We start from the raw sequence: 25,479 nt of genomic DNA, 5'->3' as shown, positions 1-25,479 counted from the left end.
ATATTTAAGGTTCATTATAATAAAGTTTCCTTTTTTCGTCATGTTAAACTTTCTTTAAAAGGTCAAGTTAATTGACTTTCTTTTTACAAAAAGTTATCTTTTAATTGTAAAATGCAAATACATAAACAAAGGTGGAATGCATAATGAAACAACGTGTAGGACAATATTTAATGGATGCAGTTAATGCTGCTGGGGTAGATAAAATATTCGGTGTTCCTGGCGATTTCAATTTAGCCTTTTTAGACGATATTATTTCTCATGACCAAGTAGAGTGGATTGGTAATACTAACGAATTAAATGCTAGCTATGCCGCTGATGGCTATGCTCGAATTAATGGATTAGGTGCATTAGTTACTACGTTTGGTGTTGGAGAATTAAGTGCTGTTAACGGCATTGCCGGTTCTTATGCTGAACGTGTACCAGTCATTGCGATTACTGGTGCACCTACTCGTGCTGTTGAGTCAGCTGGAAAATATGTTCATCATTCTTTAGGTGAAGGTACATTTGATGATTATAGAAAAATGTTTGAACCTATAACAACCGCCCAAGGATATATTACGCCAGAGAATGCAACGACTGAAATTCCTAGACTTATACAAGCAGCGATCAACGAACGTCGTCCAGTTCATCTACATTTGCCAATCGATGTTGCAATGACTGAAATCGACGTATCTAAATCTTTCCAACCTGAAGCACGTGATGATCAAGATGTATCTCACTATATTCAAATGATTGAAGATAAATTAAATTCTGCTAAACAACCTGTGATTATTACTGGACATGAAATTAATAGTTTTGGTCTTCATTCTGAATTAGAACAATTTGTAAATCAAACGCATATACCTGTCGCTCAACTTTCTCTTGGTAAAGGAGCTTTTAATGAAGAAAACGAACATTATCTTGGTATCTTTGATGGTAGTATCGCTGAAGAAAATGTTAAAAACTATGTCAATCAAAGTGATGCTATTTTAAATATTGGTGCGAAGTTAACTGACTCAGCGACAGCTGGTTTCTCATTTGAATTTGATATCGATGATGTTGTTATGATTAATCATAACTATTTTAAAATGAATGAAACCATCTCTGAACAAGTTGCACTACCTCATCTTATAAAAGGTTTAATGTCAATTTCTTATAAAAATAAATCAGAATTTCCAATGTATCAACGACCAAAAGAACATGACTATCAAGTTGATCATGAACCATTAACTCAAGCAACGTATTTCAAGATGATGCAAGATTTCTTACAACTAGACGATATTTTAATCGCTGAACAAGGTTCTTCATTCTTTGGCGCTTATGATTTAGCTTTATATAAAGATAATACCTTTATTGGTCAGCCATTATGGGGGTCTATCGGTTACACTTTACCTGCAACATTAGGTACACAAATCGCTGCACCGCATAGACGTAATGTCTTACTTATCGGAGACGGTTCACTCCAACTGACAGTTCAATCGTTATCAACAATGATTAGACAACAATTGAAACCGATTATATTTGTAGTTAACAACGATGGTTATACAGTGGAACGTTTAATTCATGGTATGAAAGAACCGTATAATGATATTCATATGTGGGATTACAAAACGCTCCCTGCAGTATTTGGCGGAGATAATGTAGTCGTCCATGATGTTAATACATCACATGAACTTAAAGAAACATTTGAAAAGATCAATGCACATAGTGATTGCATGCACTTTGTTGAAGTAAAAATGGCAATTGAAGATGCACCAGCTAAATTAAGTGATATCGCTAAAGCATTTGCTTCACAAAATAAATAATAAATCATAAAAAGAGGTTAAGACATAAAGTTTTAGTACTCTGGGAAACCGATTAACAACGTCCCAAAACAGGATTATCTTCTTCTGGCCCCAGCAGAGAGGTTTTCATTTTGAAAACCTACCGGCAGTGCAAGCTGGGCATGGGACTCTCACGATTAGACTAAAATTGGAAAACAATTTTGTGTATCGTTCGGTTCTGCTCAAATCCTAAACTCTTTTGTCTCGACCTCTTCATTTATCTATGATTAATTATCTTTTCAGATTCTAACTTTGCTATAACATCATTAATCGTTTGGTTTTGAATCTCTGCCTTCATATCTTCGTGTATTTCATTTTCTATCATAGGATAGATATGATCAATAATTTGCTTACTCGCTATTTCGCCTATTTCTATTTCATAGTTTTCATAAAGAAATGACTTTAATGCTTTAGAGACTTCTATAATCATGCATAACACCTCATTTGTAATCTCTTATTTTATGCCACCTAAAGTTAATGCCATTATGGCTTTAATAGAATGTAAACGATTTTCTGCTTGTTTAAAAACAATAGAATAAGGACTATGAAAGACCTCATCTGTGATCTCCATTTCTGATAATCCATATTTTTCGTAGACATCTTTGCCTACTTGCGTTTGTGTATTATGGAAAGCTGGTAAACAATGCAGTACTTTCACATCAGGATTTTGTATCTTTTGAATTAATGACATATTGATTTGATAAGGTTGTAATGCCTTAACTCTTTCTTCTATAACATCTGTCGGTTCTCCCATTGAAAACCAAACATCTGTATAAATAGCATCCGTTTGATAAACAGTCTTTTCAATATCACTACTGATTTGAATCGTTGCGCCTGTTTGTTCCGCATAGTCTTTAGCCATCGCTACCACATGCGATTCCGGCAAGCGAGATTCTGGTGCCACAATATTCATATTGACGCCTAATAACGCCCCTGTAACTAATAAGTCATTCGCTACATTATTTCGAGCGTCTCCAATATATGTTAAAGTCTTACCTTTTAACGTCCCCCACTCTTCTTTGAGTGTCATAAAGTCCGCTAACATTTGTGTAGGGTGCCATTCATTAGTTAAACCATTCCAGACAGGTACATTAGCATGTTGTGCTAGTGTTTCAACATCGTTATGATCATGTCCTCTAAATTCGATACCATCATACATACTTCCTAGAACTTTCGCCGTGTCATAGATGCTCTCTTTTTTACCTAAATGAATTTCTCCCTGTCCAAAGTAATCTACTTGAACACCTAAATCATGTGCTGCAACACTAAATGCTGCTCGTGTACGTGTAGATGGTTTTTCAAATATAATAGCTATATTTTTATTTGTTAATAATTGATGTGATTGGTTATTTTTCTTTTCTGCTTTTAATTGTTGTGCCTTATCTATGATGTAATTCAATTCATCTTTAGAATAATCGGTCGACTTTAATAAACATTTACCTTCAAAGTTAAACTTGCTCATGTCATCAACTCCTTGATAACATCTTACAACATAGTAAATATAAATTCAATATATCGTTTATTTATGCATTATATAAAATAACTCTCCTGCATTTTTTACTTGTTTTATCGACATCATAGTGATACAAATCATTCAGTATTGTATACATTCTTAAAATGGTAAATATCATTTACGATGTTTCTCATGAAACATTTAATGATTATGTTGGGGAATACTAGTAGAACATATATAACTTCTAATCATTTTAGAAACTATCATCATCTAAAAACGTTTCGTTAATGACTTCTTTAGTTATTTGTTTTAATCGTAATTGACTCATATCAGAATTCGGGTCATAATATCGGCCATGTTTACGAATTAAGCGTTCATCCATATCCTTTAATGGATAAATTTTAAAGTTTTCTTTACTGTTTTTATTATATACATCACTTAATTCATAATAATTAACCATACTTCGCCATTTAACGTTTTCGATTTTTACTGCTTTAGGCGTTTTCATTATTTTAAATTCTATTCTACCGAGTAGGTCATTACTTTCATTTCCAGTTTCTTGTCCATTCAAGAAATTTCCTAGGGAATAAGCGACTAAGGTACGATGATGATCCTTACCTTTAATCCATTCAACTGGTTGTATAACATGAGGATGTGTACCTAATACTACATCCACCCCTTCATCAGCAAATAACTTTGCATATTTTCGTTGTATTGGATTAGGTTGATGAGATCCTTCATTTCCCCAGTGTGCCGATACAAATATGACATCTGCCACTTCTTTAGCTTGTTGAATATCCTTCTTAATTTGTTTGTCATCAAAATAGTTGATTTCGTATTGATGTTTAGGTTTAATTCCATTCGTACCAAATGTATAACTCAACATAGCTATATTGATACCATTTATCTTTTTGACTGCCACTTGATCATGAGACTTTTGCGAATCGTAAGTACCTGTAAACAACACTTTATTTTTATATTTATTCCATTGTTGAATATGATATTTAAGTCCTTCATCACCTTGATCTAATGCATGATTATTAGATCCATTAATAAAATTAAATCCGGTTTGCACTAAACTATCTGAAATATCACTAGGTGTGTTAAATCTTTTAAACCCATGATAAGGACGATGATCACCACCTATTGGAGATTCTTGATTGATGAATGCAATATCTGCAGATTGAATATCTTTTTTTATATTTTGGTACATAGGATTAAAATTGTATGTATCACCATCTGATTCAAGTGCATCCCTATATATGTTAGGGTGTATTAAATTATCGCCTACTGCTAAAACTTGTGCCTCTTGCTTTAAATCCATCCGATATGCCAACATGCTAACTATCAAAAATAAAATAAAAGACAAAATCGATATTAAATAATACTTTTTCAATGTTGTATCTCCTTATATACAATATACATACAACATTACTATATTCACACACAAAAACAATATATTTTATTTTAAAATTATGTAAATTATTGTTTTTCAAAATAAAATATGATGAGTCAATTTAAATCGTACACTCTTAACTTTTTTAAATTAGCCTGCTCGTTGTCTAACGTTAGACAACCCTAAGTGTTCCCACATAAAACAAGCCTTTCACTGTGCTTATCTCAGTGAAAGGCTAGATAGATTAAACGCCAACATCTTCCCATGATTGATTAACTTGATCTGCTGTAGATTTATCATATAAATCAAGCACAGCTTGGTGTAATGATTTTTTAGCATCTTCGAAATCTGAATTAGAAGATAGATAATGTGTTAACGTTCTATAATAAATTTGTTCAGCTTTATCTTTACCAATACGTTTGATTGTTAAATAGGCAGCTTTATTAGGGATACCAGAATTGGTATGTACACCACCATTATCCTCTTGTGTTTTAGAGTAATGTTTCATATGTGCAGGTTGATCATATTTTTCAGGATTAGACATACTTCTTAATGCATCACCTTTAACGTTGGGTGTATATATATCCTCACCAATTAAGAAATTATCACTATCAATAAAATAGGCAAAGACATCTGAGAAACTTTCATTCAATGCACCGGGTTGATTTTCGTATACTAAATTGGCTGTTTCCTGAGTTATACCATGTGTAATTTCATGTGCTACCACATCTTTAGCACCAGAGAATGGTAAATAATTGTCATTATCTCCATCTCCATAAATCATTTTGTCACCAATCCAAGCAGCATTGTTACGATTATCTTCATTTTCAAATTGATTCACATGAGTTAATGAATCGATAGGACTTCCCTTATCATCGTATGATTCTCGACCAAATTTATTTTTATAATAATCATACACATCTTTAGCATAATCGTTCGCATCAACAGCAGCATGTTGCGACTTGTCTACAAATTCTTTATCTTTATCTGTCATCAGTTTCGAACTGCCATCCTCATCATTATAGTCATAAGCTGAAATATTACCTTTATGCGTCACATCCTTCAACTCATATCCTTTATCCTTACTATTAATATTAATTTTTTTCGTTTTGTTTAATACGCTTTTTCCCGTACCTTCAGTATGCGCATGTTGGATATTATTTATCTTATCAATGACTTCCCCAGTTTCAGCATCAACTTGAATGTTCCAATACGATATTTTAGGAGACGTCGTTACAATTTCTACCTGATAAACATATTTGTTATGTTGGCCGCTAATTTGAATTTGATTCTTTTTAATGACATCATTTTTAAAGTTTTTAGCTTTATCTGAAGACATTGAAATAGCTTCAAAAGCTTTATTGATGGCCTCTTTTTTATGGATTTGGACAGTATTACTAGGTTTTATTTCACTACCACCTGTGTCACCATTGATAAGAACAACCTTACCTTGAGGATTAGTATGTATTTTAACTTCTCTATCAGGAACATATACATTTTTAAACTTTGGTTGTAGTGTATAGTGCGTGTAGCCTAATTGATCTGTATTGACGTCGACTGTTTTATAGTGCTTAAATTGCTTTTTAGCATTTTTATCATTGGGTAATAATTTTAATGCCTGAAATGCTTTATTCTTATCCTTAACTTCTAATTTGTTTTGATTTGCTGAATGATCATTCTTCGCATCCACTTCTTCACTATAAAATGTACTACTTATAGTTATTACTGAAATACCGGAAATGATAGTTTTAGACAATCGATTCATGTTAATCCTCCGTATAAGTATAAATTTTAATCTCCCTTCATACTATTTATATTTTTATAGAAAGTAAATGAAAATTACATAAAATTCAATAAATATACGTTGTGTATTATAATATAATATATAAATTTTATTAAACTATTTTATCGACAAATCTTTTCACCTTTAACGGGCATCCTATTATTTTTAAAATTTATTTTGAGTGATTGTCCTTCTATTAAACTAGGTTGATTACTAACTTGAAAATGAACATGAGGCTTTGACGAATTACCTGAATTTCCACAAAGACCTATCATATCGTTATCTGTTATTTCATCTCCAATTAGACTATTCATAATTGAACCTATCAAAAAACAGACATCCTCTATACGGACGTCTGTTCATGTCGTTCTAACTTATTTAATTTTATTTAATGTTTTATCTTTTTGAATTGCTACTTTAGTTTTTTCATAACCAATGACAACGCGGTCGATTTTACCTTTTGATGCATCGAACCAAACCGCTTCACCATTTTTCTTAGGTTGGTAGTAATAAATTCCTGTTGTATTATTTTTACCATTATCTACTTTTTTCAAATCTTTACCATAAGATTTTTGTAAATCTGTTAGCTTCAATTGCTTTTTCAATGGAATATCGACTAATGAAGCTTTTTTAGATTTTTTATCATACTGACGGAATAATTGATCTGATTTGATTACTGTTTGAGTTGATTGAGTTGGCGCAATTTTAATACCATTAAATGTAACGTTGCCAGCTTTGATTGCATTTTTGAAATTTTTATCTAAAACAAACTTCGCATCATAACCTGCGTTACCTTTATAAGTATAATAAGCAGATTGATGTTCTTGGGTTGTTGCTGCATGTGCCGTATGATTGATTACTGGCGCTACACTCGCTGATGCACCTAATAATGTACCGAAAGCTAATGTAGACGCAATGATTGATTTTGTCTTTTTATTCATAACGTATCCTCTCTTTCTTTACCCATAGCTTCTTTGCTTAATAGGTCTTCTAAATTATACGTCATCAACTAAAGACATACAATTAAAAGTAATAGCCCTTACAGTTTTGTCATATCTAATTTATGCTTAAATTTAATATTTTATATTACACGTCTTATCATTTTTCATTTAAATATGTTAGCAATAATTCAATATAGTAATCGATAAATTTTAAGTAATGATTTTTATTAACACATTCATCAACTTGATGAGGTCCTTGACCTGGCCCTATCATTAAGAATGGAAAGTCTTCGCTTTTACCTTTTAATAAATTAGATGCATCCGTAACGGCCACTGTTGGTGTATCTATCAATGCCGAAGGATCAAAATATGTTTGAGCTAGTTGATGGCCTAATTTAAATAAGTGATTGTCACCCGTTGTGACAACTGGATCAAGATCTAAATATATGTCATGAGTCAAATGTGCTCCTCTTTGATTCGCTTCATCGATATATTTATTAAATAGTGCTTTAACTTTTGTATTATCATATTCTGGAATCGTGCGAACATTAAACGTTGCAGTTGCGTAATCAGGAACAGAATTGACTTGAGAACCACCATTAATCATACTATTGGTCATCACAAGTCCTTGAATTCTAGTTTGAACTTCATCTTTACTAACAAAACTAGGCAATTGATCAGCCATTTGATTGACCATATTGCCATAATCTAAAGCCTTTCCTTTTATTCTTTGCGTTATTTCTTCATATGCTTGATTGATATTTTGAACCAATTCAATAAGTGGTGTAATTGCATTTTCTCCCATAAAAGGTGTAGAACTGTGACTTGAACGCCCCTGAGATGTGATTTTAATATCCATTGATCCTTTGTGAGCATATACAATGCTTGGATAAGATGGTTCTGCGATGACTAGGGCGTCAACATCAGCCATATAACCTTTACGATATAATTGTTCTGATCCTGCTTGTTCCATTTCCTCTCCAGCGGTTGCTAATAATCTAATGGTACCGTGTTTTAACTGTCCGCTCGCTTTAATTTCAATCATTGCAATCACCAGTGCAGCTAATCCCGATTTCATATCAGCAGCACCTCTTCCATATAAATGACCATTTCGTTCAGTCAATTCAAATGGAGGAGATGTCCAATCATCATGGTTCCCTTCATTTACTACATCCATATGTCCTGAAACTGCAACGACTGGTTTACCAGACCCTATGGTAGCAATTAGATTTGCACGTTCTCCTGAAATGTAATCGATGTGTGTGTCAATATCATATCGATTAAGCCATTGCTCTAAATATTGTGCTACTGCTAATTCATTGTCATTGACTGAAGGTATAGCCACTATTTCTGATAAAATTTTTACCTTTTGTTCATTAGTTAATACACCCATATATTTCACTTACTTTCCTATTATTTTAAAATATCATTAAATATTGTGTTCTTATTCAAAAATTTGATTATAATATAGTTAATAATTATCGTAGTTAATGGAGGACACACTTTTGAAGAAATTATTAGCAAGTATTGTTATTTTTGCACTTGTATTAGCTTTAGGATTTTCTGTTTTTGCAGCTTTAACACACCAAAACAAAACATCTCATCACAAAACTGAAGAAAAAGATAAAAAGAAAACGTCAAAAGAGAAAGCGAAAAATAATACAACAGATCAAGAAACTGTTCAAGCTGAACCTACGAATTCACAACAAAATAATGTAAACAAATCCAATCATTCAGCTAATCAACAACCAACTCAAAAATCATCTCAAGCTACTCATCAGACATCACCAAGTCAATCAACTCAAGCTAAACCGTCCAACCAACCAGCACAAAAAAGTAATAATCAACCTGCGCGTTCACAACAATCGGAACCAGCCAATAAACCAAAGGCAAGTACTGAATCATCACAAGGTCAAGGCGGTCAAGGCGGTCAAGGTGGTCAAAGCTCTAATAACAATAATAATGCGAATCGTTCAACTCAGAACAATAGCACTTCAAATAAACAAAACAAATCAGAATAATAAAAAGACAGGATTAAGTCATTCTCATTGGCTCTCACTTGAGCTGAATGTCGTATCCTGTCTTTTTTATTTAACACTCAATGATTCATGAGTCTGATTTGAATCAATTTTTCAAATTTCTTCTAAAACTATTTCACTAATCTAATGGAATCTCATACCACCATCAACGATAATTGTTTGTCCTGTAATATAATCTGAATCACTACCAGCTAAGAAACTAACAACATTAGCAACGTCTTCTGGTTTAGATAAACGTTTTAATGTAATTTGATCTGTAAATTGTTTCCAACCCCATTCTTCAGGTTGATTATTTTCTTTAGCTAATTTAATAGCGATACCTTCCATCATTGGCGTTTCAACAATACCTGGTGCAAATGCATTTACTGTTATACCTTTATCAGCTAAATCACGTGCAGCTACTTGTGTTAAACCTCTAACTGCAAATTTTGAACTACAGTATAGTGATAATCCTTTATTACCTTCTACACCTGCTTGAGACGTTGCATTTATAATCTTTCCACCGTGACCTAACGCTTCAAATTGTTCGAGTGCTGCTTGAATACCCCAAAATACACCACCAACATTTACACCAATAACTTGATTGAATTGCTCAGTTGTTACAGTATCTATAGGTGTCATTGGGCCTAACCCAGCATTATTCACTACTACATTTAATTCTCCAAAGTGTTTAACTACTTGACTAAAAACGTGAAAGACTTCATCACGATTAGCGACATCAGCTTTAAATGCGATAGCTTCTTGGCCATTACCCTTTAATGTGGCAGCCGCTTCTTTCGCACCTTGTTCATTATAATCCACTAATGCAACATTAAAGCCATCATTAAATAATCGTTTGGCTATTTCAAAACCAATACCTTGTGCTGCTCCTTTTACTATAGCCACTTTATTTTGATGTGTCATTCTACACACGCTCCTTAAATATATTCACTTATTATAATATCACTCAAGAATATATTTTTTGTGTAGAACTCGTGTCTTAATGTACCTTACATAAAAAATTCTAGCACTTGAGGGATACATGTTATGCCCTAAGTGCTAGAAACTCATTCACTTTATTCAGTTACATTACTTTCATCAACTTTAGATGAAACTTTTCTCATCAATGGATCTGTGATTGGTTTCAAAATAACACCAACTATGATAAATCCTAATCCAAATAATGCTAAGATAATCACTTTCGTAATTAATATTTCCGGAACAATACCCCCTACCGTTTCACGTAAAGCATCAATCGCATACGTAAATGGTAAATACGGCGATATCGTTTGGAAAAACTTAGGCGTCGTTTGAATTGGGAAAGTACCGCCACCACCTGCGATTTGTAATACTAAGAAAATAATCGCAATGGCTTTACCAGGGTTTCCTAATAATGATACACAAGTATAAATAATTGAGTTAAATACTAGTGAGCAGAATACTGCTATCGTCACAAATAATACTGGCGACTCGACGGCTGCCTTTAATATAACTAAGTCTCCAATTGATACAATTAATGATTGTACTATACCTAATAGGAAGAAGAAGCCTGCTTTACCCAGGAAGATTTCTCTAGGACTAAGAATTGGTTTTAATGACTGATGTTTGTTATCTACGGATAATAAACTAACCATTAACAATCCGCCGACCCATATAGATAAGGCTGTATAAAACGGCGTCATTCCAGAACCATAATCTTTAACTGGGAACACATCGGTGGTCTTTTTATTTATTGGATGTGCGATGACATCAGCTTGCTTTTTCAAATCATTTTTCAATACATCGATTAAATTATCTACGGCATCGTCTTTATCTAATTGTTTAAATATTTTATTGGCTTTCTTCAGATCTTTCTCAACACCTGGTAATTTATTTTCTGAGAAATCCGCTAAATTAGACAGGGCTTCTTTAGCTCTTGGTTGGTTCTCATCTAATAAATTCACCGCATTATCATATTTACTAAATAACGATGGTAAATTATCATTGACTGCTTGAGTAGCATTTGCTAGGCGTTGTTCTAAGCCAGGTAAATCATTACGCACAAAATCTGTCGCTTTGGCTACATCTTTCTTCACAGTTGGGAAATAATCTTGTGCTGTTTTCATTGCATTCATATACGTTTGTTCTATACCTGGCAATGCTGTTTGAATACGATCAATACGCTTTTTACCACTATCTAATATACTTTGTCCTGACTGAATCACTTGATTAATTGAATTTAATTTAGATTGAACAGTTGATAATGCTTGTTGACCTGATGCCAATTGCGACGTAATATCATTCGAAATGTTTAATAAACTTTGATTTAATTCTTTCTTAACATACGTACGGAATTGACTTAACGTCTTATTCGTGTCATTGATTTTGTTCAATACGTTAATCGCTTCTGATTTACCAGAACTACCGTTTGATAAAGCATCAATTAATTGGTTGGTTGTTTTTAACTGACCATTGAGTTGATTATTAGCTGCTTTTATTTGCTTAATTTCTTTTGATAAATCAACATCTTCATTTTTTTCAAGCTCTGATAATATATCAATAAATTGTTGATTATATTTCGTAGCATTTTCTAAACGAGATGATACATTTTCTAACGGTTCTTTAAACTCAGTCGGTTTGTCTGATGCCAATATACCGTATGAGATATGTTTCAATGCATCCATATCTTTTTGAGATGCCTTGGCCTGAACATCACTTAAATTTGAAAGCGATAATAATGATTCAGTCAATGCTGTATTCATTGATTTAACATCATTTGAACTTACTAGCTCATTTGACTGGTTATTATCTTTATTACCTGAAGTACTTAAAGATTGCGTCTTAATCCCAGTTTGATAACTATGTCCTTCATCACGTTTCTTACTATGAGCACTTTGTTGACTCGTACCTGATTGTTGACGTAAATCTTGGTTAACATCATTATTTACATTTTGGGCACGTCCTGCTGCATCTTGATAATCACCAACTCGATTTTGAACTTGTGTTAAAAATCCTTTAGCATCTGTGAGTTGGTCATTCGCAGCATCAATACCTTGCCCCGCTATAGAGACACCTCTATTGATTTTAGGAAATTGTGCCGGTACATCATTAGCTGCTACATTTAGTACTCTTTCAATATTAGGCATATAATTATTCAGCGCAATTATTAATTTAGCCTTTTCATTTAATGCAGGTATTGATGAATTAACTTGATTTAATCTTTCTTGTGCATCTAAAATATCACCTTTATAATTACCTAAATTTCTAAATTGATTCGCATAGCGATCAAGGTCATCTTGGTGTTCATTTAAATAGATGATTTTATTTTTAAACTTATTAATTTCTGGCAGAGAATTATTTGCTGCATAGACCGCATTTTTGATTTTATTAATTGTTGGCACTTCATCTTCAATTTTCAGACCTACTTTATTCGCCTCTGAAAGTAATGCTTTCGTCACGGTTTGATTAAATTGTTCGTTAGCTTTTTCTACCACTAATGAAGAACCTGTATCCGTTAATTTCGCAGCAACAGCATTAATTTTCTGATTGACTTTGAAATCGACATCCGCCTTTTCAGGGTGCTTCCTTAATGTTCCTGTAATTTGATGTGTAAACTTGCTCGGTATGTATATGCCTGCATAATATTTCCCCATTTTAATTTCATGATCTGCTTTTTCACGGCTAACAAATTGCCAATCAAAGCTATCATTTTTCTTTAGGGTTTGCACCATCTTATTACCTACATTAATCTCTTTCCCTCTAACTTTGTCACCTTTATCTTCATTGACAATCGCTACTTTAATATGGCCCGTATTTCCATATGGATCCCACATTGCCCATAAGTTAAACCATGCATAGAATGAGGGTAATATGGCTAATCCCGCTAATATGATCCAAACTGCTGGCGTTTTAGCAATTTTCTTTAAATCTGTTTTAAACAGCTTTAGTGCGTTTTTCATTGTCACACTCCTAAAAACGATTGATTAACTTTCCTATCTATATTTATATCGCCATCATATTTATACCTATTTTACCAAATGTTAGATTACATTTTTCAAAAACAATTTATTTTTCTGATAAAGGTTAGTATAATTAAATTTACTAGATTGATTCAATTCGTTGATATGTATCAACTATAAATGTCATAAGTTAAATTATAACAAATGTCCAATAAATATCTCAATCATTTTTCAAATTTTTAAGGGAGCTAATCATAGATGTCTAAAGAAAAATTCTTAACATATTTACTTACAACTACATTAATTGTGCCATCTTTCTCAACAGCACCCATAGCTAATGCTGCAGATGACCACTCAACAACACCATCTTCATCACAACAGCGTGATACGCAAAATAACAATGATTCAACAAACAGTGATGATAAAAGTACTAAAATCACGCAAGAAGATGATGAGATTAACACATCAGAACACAAACATGAAAAAACGAAGCAATCATCACACCAAAACACTAAAAAGGAAAAACAAGACAAAGCGCACCAACAAAACCATCATGGAACACAAACATCTGTAACAGATGATAATTATAAACAGTCACATCAATCAACTAATTTAATTAATCAATTTTATGATGGATTATCCACGCATCAATCTGACTTTAATCGATTATGGTCTCCAGACCAATATGATGATAGCTTTAGTTTAACGACGTTAATTCAAAACCTATTTCATTTTGACTCCGATATTTCAGACTATGAACAACCTTCTCATGAAGAAGATGATACAAATACAAACTCTAAAAATAACCAGTCTGATGATAATGATAAGATAACTGACAATGATCAAAATGCAGACAATAGTGGTCATTCTGAAAAGTATCCACAACAAGACGAGACTAATAAAGGTGATCAATCTATTAATCGTCACGATAAGGAAAATAGTGACCTATCAAACCAAGACAATCATTCACAAAGTGATGAAACTCAAGATCATCAACAAAGTGACAACAATCAACAAGATCATTCTTCAAATCAATCGAATGGTTCGAACAAGAATGGCAAATCATCATCTAATCAAAGCATTTCCGACTCAGCCATCGATTCCATTTTAGATGAGTATAGTGAGGATGCAACGAAGACGCAAAAGCAATATCAAACATCTAAAGATAAACACACTCAAGATGATAAACAACAAGATACAAAGCAAAACAATACAAAAAAGCAAGACGTCAATCCTCAACTTCCAACACCGGATGAATTAAAACATAAAACAAAGCCCGCACAATCATTTGAAGGTGATTTTAAACAATCGAATACACGTGCCACTGGATTGTTTCAACAATTACCTAAAATAGAAGATGGTGCTTTAACAGATGGCGATATCAATATCGTTGATAGTAAAAGCACGAGAGATTTTATTAAATCGATTGCCAAAGATGCACATCAAATAGGTCAAAAAGAAGACCTCTATGCCTCAGTAATGATGGCACAAGCTATTTTAGAATCTGATTCTGGTAATAGCGCTTTAGCACAAAAACCTAATTTTAATCTATTTGGCATTAAAGGAACTTATCAAGGACAGTCTGTTTCATTTAATACTTTAGAAGCTGATAGTACAAATAACATGTTTAATATTACAGCTGGTTTCCGTAAATATCCTGATACAAAAGCATCACTCGAAGATTACGCACGTTTAATTAAAAAAGGTATAGATGGTAACCCTAACATTTACCGTCCAACATGGAAGAGTGAAGCGTCTACTTACCAGTCAGCAACTTCTCATTTATCACGTACTTATGCGACTGATCCTAATTATGCTAAGAAATTAAATAGTATTATAAAACATTATCATTTAACTGATTTTGATAAGAAAGAAATGCCAAGTTTGGATAAATATAATCATACGATTCATAGCGATGATCAATCACAATCAAGTTTCAAACCATTCGAAGAAAACCAAGGAAGTTCAAGCTATCCACAAGGACAATGTACATGGTATGTGGATCAGCGTATGAAACAATTTGGTCAATATATTCATAGTAATTTAGGCGACGCACATCATTGGAATAATCGTGCAGCACGGGAAGGTTATCAAGTATCTTCAACACCTAAAAAACATACAGCAGTCGTTTTTGAAGCTGGTCAATTAGGTGCGGATACACAATATGGTCATGTTGCATTCGTAGAAAAAGTTAACGCTGATGGTTCAATTATCATTTGAGAATCAAATGTGAAAGGATTAGGCGTTATCTCATATAGAACGATTGATGCTGATGATGCATCACAATTGGATTATATAACGGGTAAATAAATCACTCGGATTACACCATTAAAAAGAGCGAGACAAAGTTAACTTTGTCTCGCTTGTTTTAATTTATTTTGATCTTTTACGTTGATTATACCAGATTATACTACCACCGATAATGGCTATAACTAATGCTATAGGCATCCAATGTTGCTTAACTGCCTGACCTGCATCAGGTAATGATAGATTACCATCATCATTAAACAATCCATCTAGGAATCCATCATTAGAACCAAGCGTTAGGCCTTTTTCAGGTGTTGGCGTTGGAATATCAGGAATACTATCCAATAGACTACCACCAGAATTAAGTTGATCTAATAAACGAGAGCCTTGATTGGATTGTTGATTAATTCTATCAAAAATGCTCGGTCTATTTTTGATCGGAGAAACAATATAGTCTAAATCTTTCTTAGCACTGTCCATCTTATGTTGCAATTGCAATAAATCATTAGCCTTACCGTTAATGGCAGACTTGATTAAATCTAAAGCACTTGCTTTATCACTTTGCATACGATTAATGATATCTGCTAGAACTTTTGCTTTTCCTTGTTCAATTCTCGTTGCTAATATAGTTTCAATCGCTTGTCGTTTATCTTTTGCATTATTTAATACATCATTTAAAATGTCATCCGCGCTCACATGTCCTTGTTTATCAATGTGTCGTTTGAGTTGCTCTACAATTTGTTGGTTTGATAATTGTCCATTAGCTAATTGTTTCGCAATACGTTGCGCTTCCTTATCCCCTAATCGTGTAGCAAGGAGTTGTTTAATTAATTGTTGCTTATCTGCAGATTGATCTAACATTGATTTTAAAATATTATCTGATGAAGTATGTGTAAGACCATCTAGCTGTTTATCGATTTGATTGGCAATTTGTTGATCTGTCTTTCCTTTCGTCTTTACGTGTTTCATTGCTTGTTTCGCTTCATGTTGACTCATCACTGTATCCAAAATGGATTGAGCCGCTTTATTTTTATCTTTGGATTGTTGCAACTGATTAAGTATTAAATCATGTTGTTGATTCATACGTTGTTCCGTTTGACGAATGTCTTGTTTTAAAGCTTGTTTACGTTGATTGTCAAAATCGCTTTGTTGATTGACATCCTGTTCTAATGCCTTAAGTGTATCTCTTTTATCATTAATGTAGTGATTGCCGTTCATGTTATTAGAAGATAATTGACTAGAAATCGCTTGATTTATTTTGTCACTACCCTCTAACTCTTTTGTAATCTTTCCAACGTGTCCATCTTGTTTTTGATCTGATTGTTTCACATCTGCTTCGTCAGCAATGTGTTTTAAATCATCTAATGTTTGTTGTTCTTTGGCGTTAGATTGTGGCAGTTCTCTAGTAGCAGCTTTTGATTGATTTTTAGAATCTTGTTGTGCGTCTTGACGTTGATTAGATGATGAATCGGAACGCTTTTGTTTTTGTGTCGTATCGGCATCTTCATCTAATGATGTATCTTGCTTTATTTTATCTAAATCATCCAACACTGACGTTTGTTTATGATTTAACGTTTGTTGCTTATCATGTGGCTGAGCTTGTTCCTGTGCCTGACTCGTTTCACCATCTTTTTGTTGATGGTTATCAACATTTTCTGAAGATAAATCCAAATCAGCTAAAATTTTGTCTAAGTCTTTAGTAACATCATCTTTATCTTTCACATTTTCAGCATTCTTTTCACTAGACGTTTCTTTAGCTGAATCTGTTGAATGCTGCGTTTCTTTGTCTAATGATTTCAATTTGCGATCTTCTTTTTTAGCATCTTCAATTATCTTATCCAATGTTGCATTATCAGATACATCATCTAGTTGTTTGTGGTAATCCTGTCTTGAATCTTCTTTTAAATGTGTAAGTTGATCAATATCATCTTTAGCGTCATCGATTTTATCTTGCAATGACTCATCTTTAGATTCAGATGTATGATGTGAAGTTGAAGTTTCTTTAGCTTGTACTGTCATATCACTAGCAGAACCATAACCTATCATTGATCCACTGATTAAAAGCGCTGAACAAGATAATTTCAAACACATGCTGACTTTGTCGAATTGTTTATCTTTCATGTTTTCAATCTCCTTTTATCAATTGCCGTTTTAAAATTCATCTCCATTATATAACAAAGCACTTTAAAATTACACTTTGCATTTTAAATAGAAGCTATTTAATCTATCAGTAAAATGAAATAAACAAATAATTTGTAACTATATGTATATACCTTTATAATTCAATCAAGTTAAATTAGTTAAATTCGAAATATGATTTAACTTAATTTTATATTAAAAGGAGTTTTTAAAATGGCAGAATCAATTTATTCAACTACAATGATTAGTAATGGTGGCCGTGATGGTCGCGTATTTAGTCCAGATAACACGTTTGTTCAAAATTTAGCAACACCAAAAGAAATGGGTGGTCAAGGTGGTAACGATACTAACCCTGAACAATTATTTGCAGCAGGTTATAGTGCATGCTTCAACAGTGCATTATCATTAATTTTATCTCGACATAAAGTTAATGACGCAAACCCTGAAGTTGAAATCACTATTGAGTTAGTGAAAGATACTACCGATAATGGTTTCAAATTAGCAGCAGACATTGACGTTACGTTAGAAAATGTATCTCAAGAAGAGGCTGAACAGTATGTAGAACAAGCGCATCAATTCTGTCCATATTCTAAAGCAACACGTGGTAATATTGACGTTAACTTAAAAGCCAACGCTCAATAATGAAATTCAATTATTGAACCCTCGCGTTTGATTAATGAACAACTCCTAAATACCTACTAAGTGGTGGTGAGTATCTAACTCTCCCCACTTTTTTTATAAATTTTTATGTATCGATACATCAATGGGGCTTCATGCCATAGTCATCCCTATTTTGATGTTTTTTATTAAACTTGCGCATCGGTTTCATATTTAACTGAATAAAGGGAATATAACTTATATAAAGCATTTTTTAATTATTTCTTTTCATCTTAGTTTAGCCGTACCACAACTGTAAGGAGGCATCCACATGGCTTTATCTATCATACTTATAATATTAGGCGCTATTTTAATCATTATTTCCAAAATCGTGATGTATGCTGATGAAAAACGCCATGAATTAAAAGAGAAATTTTATTTACCCGGTTTATGCTTAGTATTGATAGGTATTTTAATTCTCATTGGACATTTTGTCACAAGTTAACAGTTGCTATCACTGCTCATAAAGCACACTTCTGAGCTATCTTTTCAATAAAATGTCCAACAATTCTTACAATCTGTTTCATTTTTCAACGACTCAATAAAATTAATGGTGTTTCAAGCAGTTGAATCTTGTTAAATTAATAACTGTAACTTTAAAACACCATAGATTTTTCTCAATTAAATTGAGTCCAACTTCATAGTTCCGTCACAAGTTAACGAATAAAAAACAAATAGGAGGAAATGTCTTGGCAAAACTTTTATACAAATTAGGCAAATTCATTGCTGAGCACAAATGGGTCAGTATCATTGCGTGGCTTTTGATTCTAGGCGTTATCATTACACCATTATTAATTAGCGCACCTAAATTTGATAGCAATATTACAATGAATGGTCTTAAATCATTAGATACAAATGACAAGATGTCAAAAGAGTTCCATCAAGATAGTGAAAAGGCATCGATGAAAATTGTAATACATTCTGATAAAAAGGATGGTATTACAGATAAAGACACTAAGAAAGATATTGAAAAAGCACTTGATAATATTAAACAAGATGATGATTACGTACAAAACGTAAGTAATCCATATGAAACAAATCAAGTCAATGATGATAAAGATACTGCAATTGCGACAGTCAATTATGTAGTTAACCAAACATCATTAAAAGATTCTTCTAAGAAAATTATCGATCGTGAAATGAAAGATGTGAAAGATAACCACAATGTTCAAATCGAACAAGCACAAGGTGGTAGCGGTGGTTCTGAACCAGGAGGCAACTCAGAATTAGTAGGTATTGTCACTGCATTTATCATCTTATTAATTACATTTGGTTCATTAATTGCAGCAGGTATGCCAATTGTCAGTGCCCTCATGGGACTTGGTTCAAGTATTGGTATCATTGCATTATTAACAAACGTATTCGATATTCCAAACTTCACATTAACACTAGCCGTAATGATTGGATTAGCAGTTGGTATCGACTATTCTCTATTCATCTTATTTAGATATAAAGAAATTAGGAAAAAAGGTACCCCACCTGTTGAATCAATTGCCTTAGCTGTTGGTACAGCAGGAAGCGCAGTTATATTCGCCGGCTTAACAGTTATGATTGCTGTTTGCGGTCTTTCATTAGTAGGTATTGATTTCTTAGCCGTTATGGGATTCGCTTCTGCAATTAGTGTTTTATTCGCGGTACTTGCCGCTTTAACATTATTACCTGCATTGATCAGTGTTTTCCATAAACGTATTAAAATCAAAGACAAACCAGAAAAAAGTAAAGACCCTAAAAATCATCCATGGGCTAAATTTGTAGTTGGTAAGCCAGTACTAGCTATTATTATTAGTTTAATTATTTTAATCGCAGCTATCATACCCATTTCTGGAATGCGTTTAGGTATGCCAGATGATAGCTTAAAACCTAACGATTCATCCGCACATAAAGCGTATAATTTAGTTACTGACAACTTTGGTGCCGGATATAACGGTCAAATTGCGATGCTTGTAAATACTAAAGATGGTGGCAGTAAAAAAGACATTGAATCTGATTTAAATAGTATGAGAAAAGATCTTAAAGATATGGATAATGTCGATACTGTCGAAAAACCTCAATTAAATGATAATAATCATTATGCATTAATCTCTATCATTCCTGAAGATGGACCTAATGCGCAATCAACAAGCAATTTAGTTTATGATTTACGTGATTACAATAAACAAGCCAAAGAAAAATACGACTTTAATACAGAAGTAACAGGCCAAAGCGTAATCAACATCGATATGGCTGAAAAATTAAATAATGCTATTCCAGTATTTGCTGGTGTTATCGTATTATTAGCATTTGTATTATTAGTATTTGTATTCCGTTCAATCCTTGTTCCATTAAAAGCCGTTCTCGGTTTCGTATTATCATTAATGGCTACACTCGGATTCACAACCTTAGTCATGCAAGATGGCTTCCTTGGTGGTCTATTCGGTGTAGAAAACACTGGTCCACTATTAGCATTCTTACCAGTTATTACAATCGGTTTACTATTCGGTTTAGCTATTGACTATGAACTATTCTTAATGACGCGTGTACATGAAGAATATAGTAAAACTGGTGACAATGATCACTCTATTAGAGTAGGTATTAAAGAAAGTGGCCCTGTTATTGTAGCAGCTGCATTGATTATGTTCAGTGTGTTTATCGCCTTTGTATTCCAAGACGATATGCAAATCAAATCAATGGGTATCTCTCTAGCATTTGGTGTACTATTTGATGCCTTTGTCGTACGTATGACATTAATTCCAGCATTAACGAAATTATTTGGTAAAGGATCATGGTACTTACCTAAATGGTTAGGCAGTATCCTCCCAGAATTAGATATCGAAGGTAAAGCATTAGAACAAGATTCACATCAAACTGAATCTCATGCATCTACCAATGAAGATCGTCATGGTGCTTACGCTACTGATCGTCGTGAAAGAGATGACAGAGACTTTGAAAGTGAACACCCTTCACGTTTAGATCGTCAATATCATCGCGATGAAGATGAACGACGTTATCAAGATGATACACATCGTTCAACTTACACAAGCGAATCACACGTATCACGATTTGCATCCAATGAACCAAACGACGATGTAGATTATGAATCTTTATATAATAAACAAGGTAATGGTCACGACAATTATCCAAGACGTGACGACAGATTAGACGACCATTCTGAGCGTAGTCATTCATACGCACGTCGCTCTCAATCTCGTCCACAAAGTAACGAAGCACGTACAACTGATTTATTCAAACAGTTATCAAATCAAACGAATGATCAAGACATGCTATTTAATGCATTAATGTTATATGCAAGAGAAAATAGTAAAGATGTATACGATCAATATTCAAATCATACTGACAACAAACATCGTACCGATTTCAATCATGACGATGACAGATATTAATTTTAAAAAGGAGGATATGCTGAATGTTTAAAACAAGAGGTTTCAAACTGTTAGGCCTGTTTGCCACTATTGCCTTAGCCATCGTGCTAAGTGCATGTGGTAACGGTGGCGGAAGTTCATCAAAAGATGACAATACTTCCCTAGGCAATAAAGAAATCGAATTACCATATATTGCTAGTGATAACTCAGCGCCACGTACATTAGTCATAGCTGAAGTACTTAAAAAAGCTGGTTATGACGTTACAACTACACCTGTACAAGCAAGCGGTCCATTATATGCATCTGTATCTGAAAATCCAGATTCATTCCATGCGTCAGGTATTTTCCCATCTACAGATAAAAGTTACTATAATAAATACAAAAGTAAATTATCCGTTTACGACAAAAAGAACCTTGTCGATGATGTTAAAGTAGGCTTAGCCGTACCAAAATATGAACAAAATATCGACTCAATTGCAGACTTAAAAGATAATAAGAAATTCGATAAAGAAATACAAGGTACAGACGCTAGAAATGGTGTCATGAAACAAACTAAAAGTGAACTTGATGAAGATAATCTAGACGGTTATAGCCTTAAAGAATCTTCTGACCAAGATCAATTTAAAGCAGTACAAAAAGCTTATAAACAACAACAACCAATCCTATTTACAGCAATGGATTCTAGTTGGTTCTCTAAAGAATTAGGCGTTAAAATGTTAAAAGATCCTGACAAAATTTATGGTAAAGAAGATCAACATATTAACTTAGTATTTAATAAAGAATTCAAAGCTAATCATCCAGCAGCATACACAATTGCAACACGTATGTCAGACGACTGGAGCAAAAAAGATGAAGATCAATTAGCTAAGAAAATCTTCAAAGACCAGAAAAATCCAGAACAAGTTGCCAAAGACTATGTTGATGACAACGATAATAAAGTAGATGAATGGTTAGAAGGTATTGATCATTAATTCTTCTAGTAAAATCTAATAACTCCGAGTAACAATCATGTATGCAGGACTTGAGAATATACAGCTCAAGTCCTGCTTTTTTGTGTTGTCTTCACAATCCAGTAATGTGTATTTCATGTAAAAAGCATTTATATTTGGTAAAATAACAACGTCTATGATAAATTATCAATCAATATTATCTTAATAAAATGACTATTCGGGGAGTCCTGCTTATGACGACATCTACACAAAAACGTATGATAAAACATATTAATCAAACAGTTTTTGAATTATTAAATGACTATTACTTTGATGAAATCACTGTACAGAAAATATGTGATGCTGCTGAAATTAATCGCAGTACATTTTATCGATATTTCCAAGATAAATATGACTTACTATACTCATTAACAGAATATATGAAGGAAGCACTCGATTTAGATTCTTTACATCAGCACGGCTCAACAGATGCATTAGAATCATTTATCTCATTCATCAATACACATAAACCTGTATTTAAACATTTACTTGTCGCATCAAGACAAGACGATGTCTTTCGTAGTTTGACTCAATTCTGTAGTGAGAAAATATTAGAAGGTGCTGAGTGTAATAACGATTTATTAGCACATAAAATTATGAACAGCGATCATCCACAATTAATTGCTGATTTTTATAGTAGTGGACTCATTGAAATTATAAGAAGATGGGTTGAGAATAATTACAGTTACTCAGAAGAAGAAATTTTATCAGCATTACACGATACACTTGATTTTTCTCGCCCTGTCGATCATATTTCTACCAACTAAATCTAGAAATGCGATAATCGACACCCATTGCCATCAATCGCAAATCAACACTTTGACAGCTAGTAGTAAAACTGTTAATTTTAACTAGAATGACTATTCTATTTTTAAATGAGTGATGATAATGTCCAAGAAAAAGCAAGATTTATTAGAAGTAGCAGAACGCTTATTTTACGAACATGGCTTTCGTGGTGTCGGATTAAAGCAAATTATTCAAGAAGCCAATGTAGCTACTATGACACTCTATAACCACTTTGACTCTAAAGAAAAACTAGTCGAAGCCGTGCTTCAACAACGAGAAATGCGTTACTGGCAATACTTAGAAGACGGTGTTCATCAATCCCCACAACAACCATTCATTGCTGCAGTAGATGCACACTGTAAGTGGTTGAAAGATTATTCGTACACTGGTGATATGTTTATTCGTGCGATTGAAGACTATAGCGATACCGATAATAATATCGAAGCTATCGCACGTGGACATAAAGAACGATTATTAACTTATCTTGAAAATTTAGCCAACCGTTCTAATTTTAAAAATGGACGCGATTTAGCTATTAGATATACCTTGCTAATGGAAGGTACAACCTCTATGACTACCCTTTTAGGTGTCGATGAAGCAACCAAACATGCACGCTACGTTGCCCACCTATTTATCGATGAAGCAACTAAATATAATTAATCCAACGATGAGATTGATAATTAAATCAATCTCTCTCATTTTTAAACTAAAATAGAATGAACGTTCTATATAAAAAAGGAGTTGTTACTATATGAATTTCTATAAATTAGTTTTTCCTGGCATTGCCATGATTGCCACCATTTATGGATTAGGTCGATTTAGCTTTGGGCTATTTCTTCCTGATATATCTAATGATTTAAAACTTAGTGCTTCTAGTGCAGGACTCATTTCATCTTTATTCTATTTGTCATATTGTTTTACTATCGTCTATGCAACATTGAGAACTGCTAAAACAGGGCCAAAATACATGATTATGTTAGCTAGTATGTTAGTCATATTAGGTTTATTTATGATAAGCATTTCACCTAATGCCTTAACACTGTCATTAGGTGTCTTACTCGCTGGCGCAAGTTCTGGATTAATCTCTCCACCTTATGGTTACGCCATTTCCTTATGGATTAAATGGGAACAACAAGGTAAGGCCAATACTTGGATTAATTCTGGTACGAGTTTAGGCTTAGTATTCACTGGTATCACTGCGATGTTAGTATTTATTGATTGGCGAACAACATATTTAATCTATGGTGTGATCGCCATACTCATTACTGTTTGGAATTTTTTCGTTATTCCATCTTTAAAACATAGTTTAAAAATCTATCCAGGTTCTTTAAATATTTTAGATATTAGTGCAAGTAAAAGAATCATTATGGCTTCCACAATATTAGGTTTTTCAACTGCACCATTTTGGACTTTCTCAAAATCATATGTTCAACAAACAGACCATTATTCTCCAATCGCCTTATCTATTTTTTGGATTCTAATCGGTGTAGCTGGTATTTTTGGTGGGATTTCTGGCCATATCATTGATCAATATGGTATTCAATTTGCCTACTTTTTTGGCGTTATCTTAATGTCAGTTGCTTCTATTCTCTTAGCCTTAACACCTATCGTGTGGATAGTGCCTTTCCTTTCATCATTAATCTTTGGTGTGAGTTATATTTTTATTACAGGTGTACTACTCGTTTGGGGTGTGAAGATATTTGTGAAGAACGCCTCATTAGGAATCGGAATACCATTTTTAATGTTAGCTGTTGGGCAAGTGCTAGGATCTATGGTAGCAGGACCATTTATAGAAGATTTAGGTTATACAATGACCTTTATTATATATGGTTTAATTGGTTTAGTCGCTTTAATACTATTTCCAAAAGTTGATGTACAACCTCCAAAAGTAAACATTGATGGCGACTATACAGAACTACAAAAAGTAAATAAAGATTTACTATAGATATAAGGATTTCAAAATCCGATATT

General features: G+C 33.2%; 17 protein-coding genes and 2 pseudogenes. 10 read left to right on the top strand and 9 right to left on the bottom strand.

What is annotated here, in order from left to right:
* Positions 1 to 143: 143 nt before the first annotated feature.
* Positions 144 to 1,784, top strand: a complete 1,641-nt coding sequence (locus tag P7F85_RS01150) for an alpha-keto acid decarboxylase family protein (protein WP_002467358.1) — start codon at positions 144 to 146, stop codon at positions 1,782 to 1,784.
* A 235-nt stretch (positions 1,785 to 2,019) separates the two neighbouring features.
* On the opposite strand, the gene P7F85_RS01145 is transcribed toward P7F85_RS01150, so the two are convergent.
* From P7F85_RS01145 to P7F85_RS01120, 6 genes are all read right to left on the bottom strand, one after another.
* Positions 2,020 to 2,232: a hypothetical protein gene (locus P7F85_RS01145; protein WP_002467362.1), complete on the bottom strand. Its 213-nt coding sequence runs from the start codon at positions 2,230 to 2,232 to the stop codon at positions 2,020 to 2,022.
* 24 nt (positions 2,233 to 2,256) lie between these two features.
* Positions 2,257 to 3,264 (bottom strand): ornithine carbamoyltransferase, encoded by a 1,008-nt coding sequence (argF, locus tag P7F85_RS01140; RefSeq protein WP_019236105.1) that lies wholly within the window; start codon positions 3,262 to 3,264, stop codon positions 2,257 to 2,259.
* Between the two features lie 244 nt (positions 3,265 to 3,508).
* Entirely contained in the window at positions 3,509 to 4,594 is a 1,086-nt protein-coding gene (locus tag P7F85_RS01135; RefSeq protein WP_058714252.1) for a CapA family protein, read from the bottom strand.
* Positions 4,595 to 4,895: 301 nt separating this feature from the next.
* The gene (locus P7F85_RS01130; protein ID WP_447158554.1) at positions 4,896 to 6,416 is read right to left on the bottom strand and encodes a M4 family metallopeptidase; all 1,521 of its coding nucleotides are present in this window, start codon (positions 6,414 to 6,416) and stop codon (positions 4,896 to 4,898) included.
* A 392-nt stretch (positions 6,417 to 6,808) separates the two neighbouring features.
* On the bottom strand, positions 6,809 to 7,375 hold the full coding sequence (gene isaB, locus P7F85_RS01125; protein WP_002467367.1) for an immunodominant staphylococcal antigen IsaB family protein: 567 nt from the start codon (positions 7,373 to 7,375) through the stop codon (positions 6,809 to 6,811).
* 157 nt (positions 7,376 to 7,532) lie between these two features.
* Entirely contained in the window at positions 7,533 to 8,768 is a 1,236-nt protein-coding gene (locus P7F85_RS01120; protein ID WP_015364639.1) for an ArgE/DapE family deacylase, read from the bottom strand.
* 112 nt (positions 8,769 to 8,880) lie between these two features.
* Between P7F85_RS01120 and P7F85_RS01115 the strand changes: the two genes are divergently transcribed.
* Positions 8,881 to 9,396 (top strand): hypothetical protein, encoded by a 516-nt coding sequence (locus P7F85_RS01115; RefSeq protein ID WP_002467348.1) that lies wholly within the window; start codon positions 8,881 to 8,883, stop codon positions 9,394 to 9,396.
* A gap of 141 nt (positions 9,397 to 9,537) precedes the next feature.
* On the opposite strand, the gene P7F85_RS01110 is transcribed toward P7F85_RS01115, so the two are convergent.
* Positions 9,538 to 10,317, bottom strand: coding sequence for a (S)-acetoin forming diacetyl reductase (locus P7F85_RS01110; protein ID WP_002467356.1), 780 nt, complete (start codon positions 10,315 to 10,317; stop codon positions 9,538 to 9,540).
* Between the two features lie 152 nt (positions 10,318 to 10,469).
* Positions 10,470 to 13,331 (bottom strand): YhgE/Pip domain-containing protein, encoded by a 2,862-nt coding sequence (locus P7F85_RS01105; RefSeq protein ID WP_002467349.1) that lies wholly within the window; start codon positions 13,329 to 13,331, stop codon positions 10,470 to 10,472.
* A gap of 258 nt (positions 13,332 to 13,589) precedes the next feature.
* Between P7F85_RS01105 and P7F85_RS01100 the strand changes: the two are divergent.
* A pseudogene (locus P7F85_RS01100) lies at positions 13,590 to 15,641 on the top strand (amidase domain-containing protein).
* A gap of 63 nt (positions 15,642 to 15,704) precedes the next feature.
* Here P7F85_RS01100 and P7F85_RS01095 read toward each other — a convergent pair.
* Entirely contained in the window at positions 15,705 to 17,699 is a 1,995-nt protein-coding gene (locus P7F85_RS01095; RefSeq protein WP_002467355.1) for a hypothetical protein, read from the bottom strand.
* Positions 17,700 to 17,930: 231 nt separating this feature from the next.
* On the opposite strand from P7F85_RS01095, the gene P7F85_RS01090 reads away from it, so the two are divergent.
* The 7 genes and pseudogenes from P7F85_RS01090 (at position 17,931) to P7F85_RS01060 (ending at position 25,453) form a co-directional block, all read left to right on the top strand.
* Entirely contained in the window at positions 17,931 to 18,359 is a 429-nt protein-coding gene (locus P7F85_RS01090) for an organic hydroperoxide resistance protein (protein WP_002467353.1), read from the top strand.
* Positions 18,360 to 18,645: 286 nt separating this feature from the next.
* A complete protein-coding gene (locus P7F85_RS01085; RefSeq protein ID WP_002467428.1) occupies positions 18,646 to 18,819 on the top strand; it encodes a hypothetical protein in 174 nt (57 codons plus the stop codon).
* A gap of 244 nt (positions 18,820 to 19,063) precedes the next feature.
* A pseudogene (locus P7F85_RS01080) lies at positions 19,064 to 21,227 on the top strand (MMPL family transporter); the annotation flags it as partial.
* Between the two features lie 550 nt (positions 21,228 to 21,777).
* Positions 21,778 to 22,704 (top strand): glycine betaine ABC transporter substrate-binding protein, encoded by a 927-nt coding sequence (locus P7F85_RS01075; RefSeq protein WP_046464457.1) that lies wholly within the window; start codon positions 21,778 to 21,780, stop codon positions 22,702 to 22,704.
* A 212-nt stretch (positions 22,705 to 22,916) separates the two neighbouring features.
* Positions 22,917 to 23,489: a TetR/AcrR family transcriptional regulator gene (locus tag P7F85_RS01070; RefSeq protein ID WP_046464458.1), complete on the top strand. Its 573-nt coding sequence runs from the start codon at positions 22,917 to 22,919 to the stop codon at positions 23,487 to 23,489.
* A gap of 121 nt (positions 23,490 to 23,610) precedes the next feature.
* On the top strand, positions 23,611 to 24,168 hold the full coding sequence (locus P7F85_RS01065; RefSeq protein ID WP_002467434.1) for a TetR/AcrR family transcriptional regulator: 558 nt from the start codon (positions 23,611 to 23,613) through the stop codon (positions 24,166 to 24,168).
* A gap of 91 nt (positions 24,169 to 24,259) precedes the next feature.
* Positions 24,260 to 25,453 (top strand): MFS transporter, encoded by a 1,194-nt coding sequence (locus P7F85_RS01060; protein ID WP_002467435.1) that lies wholly within the window; start codon positions 24,260 to 24,262, stop codon positions 25,451 to 25,453.
* The last annotated feature ends 26 nt before the right edge of the window (positions 25,454 to 25,479 follow it).

It is taken from the genome of Staphylococcus sp. aM (genome assembly GCF_052975125.1).
This window is presented reverse-complemented; position numbering and strand designations above follow the sequence as displayed.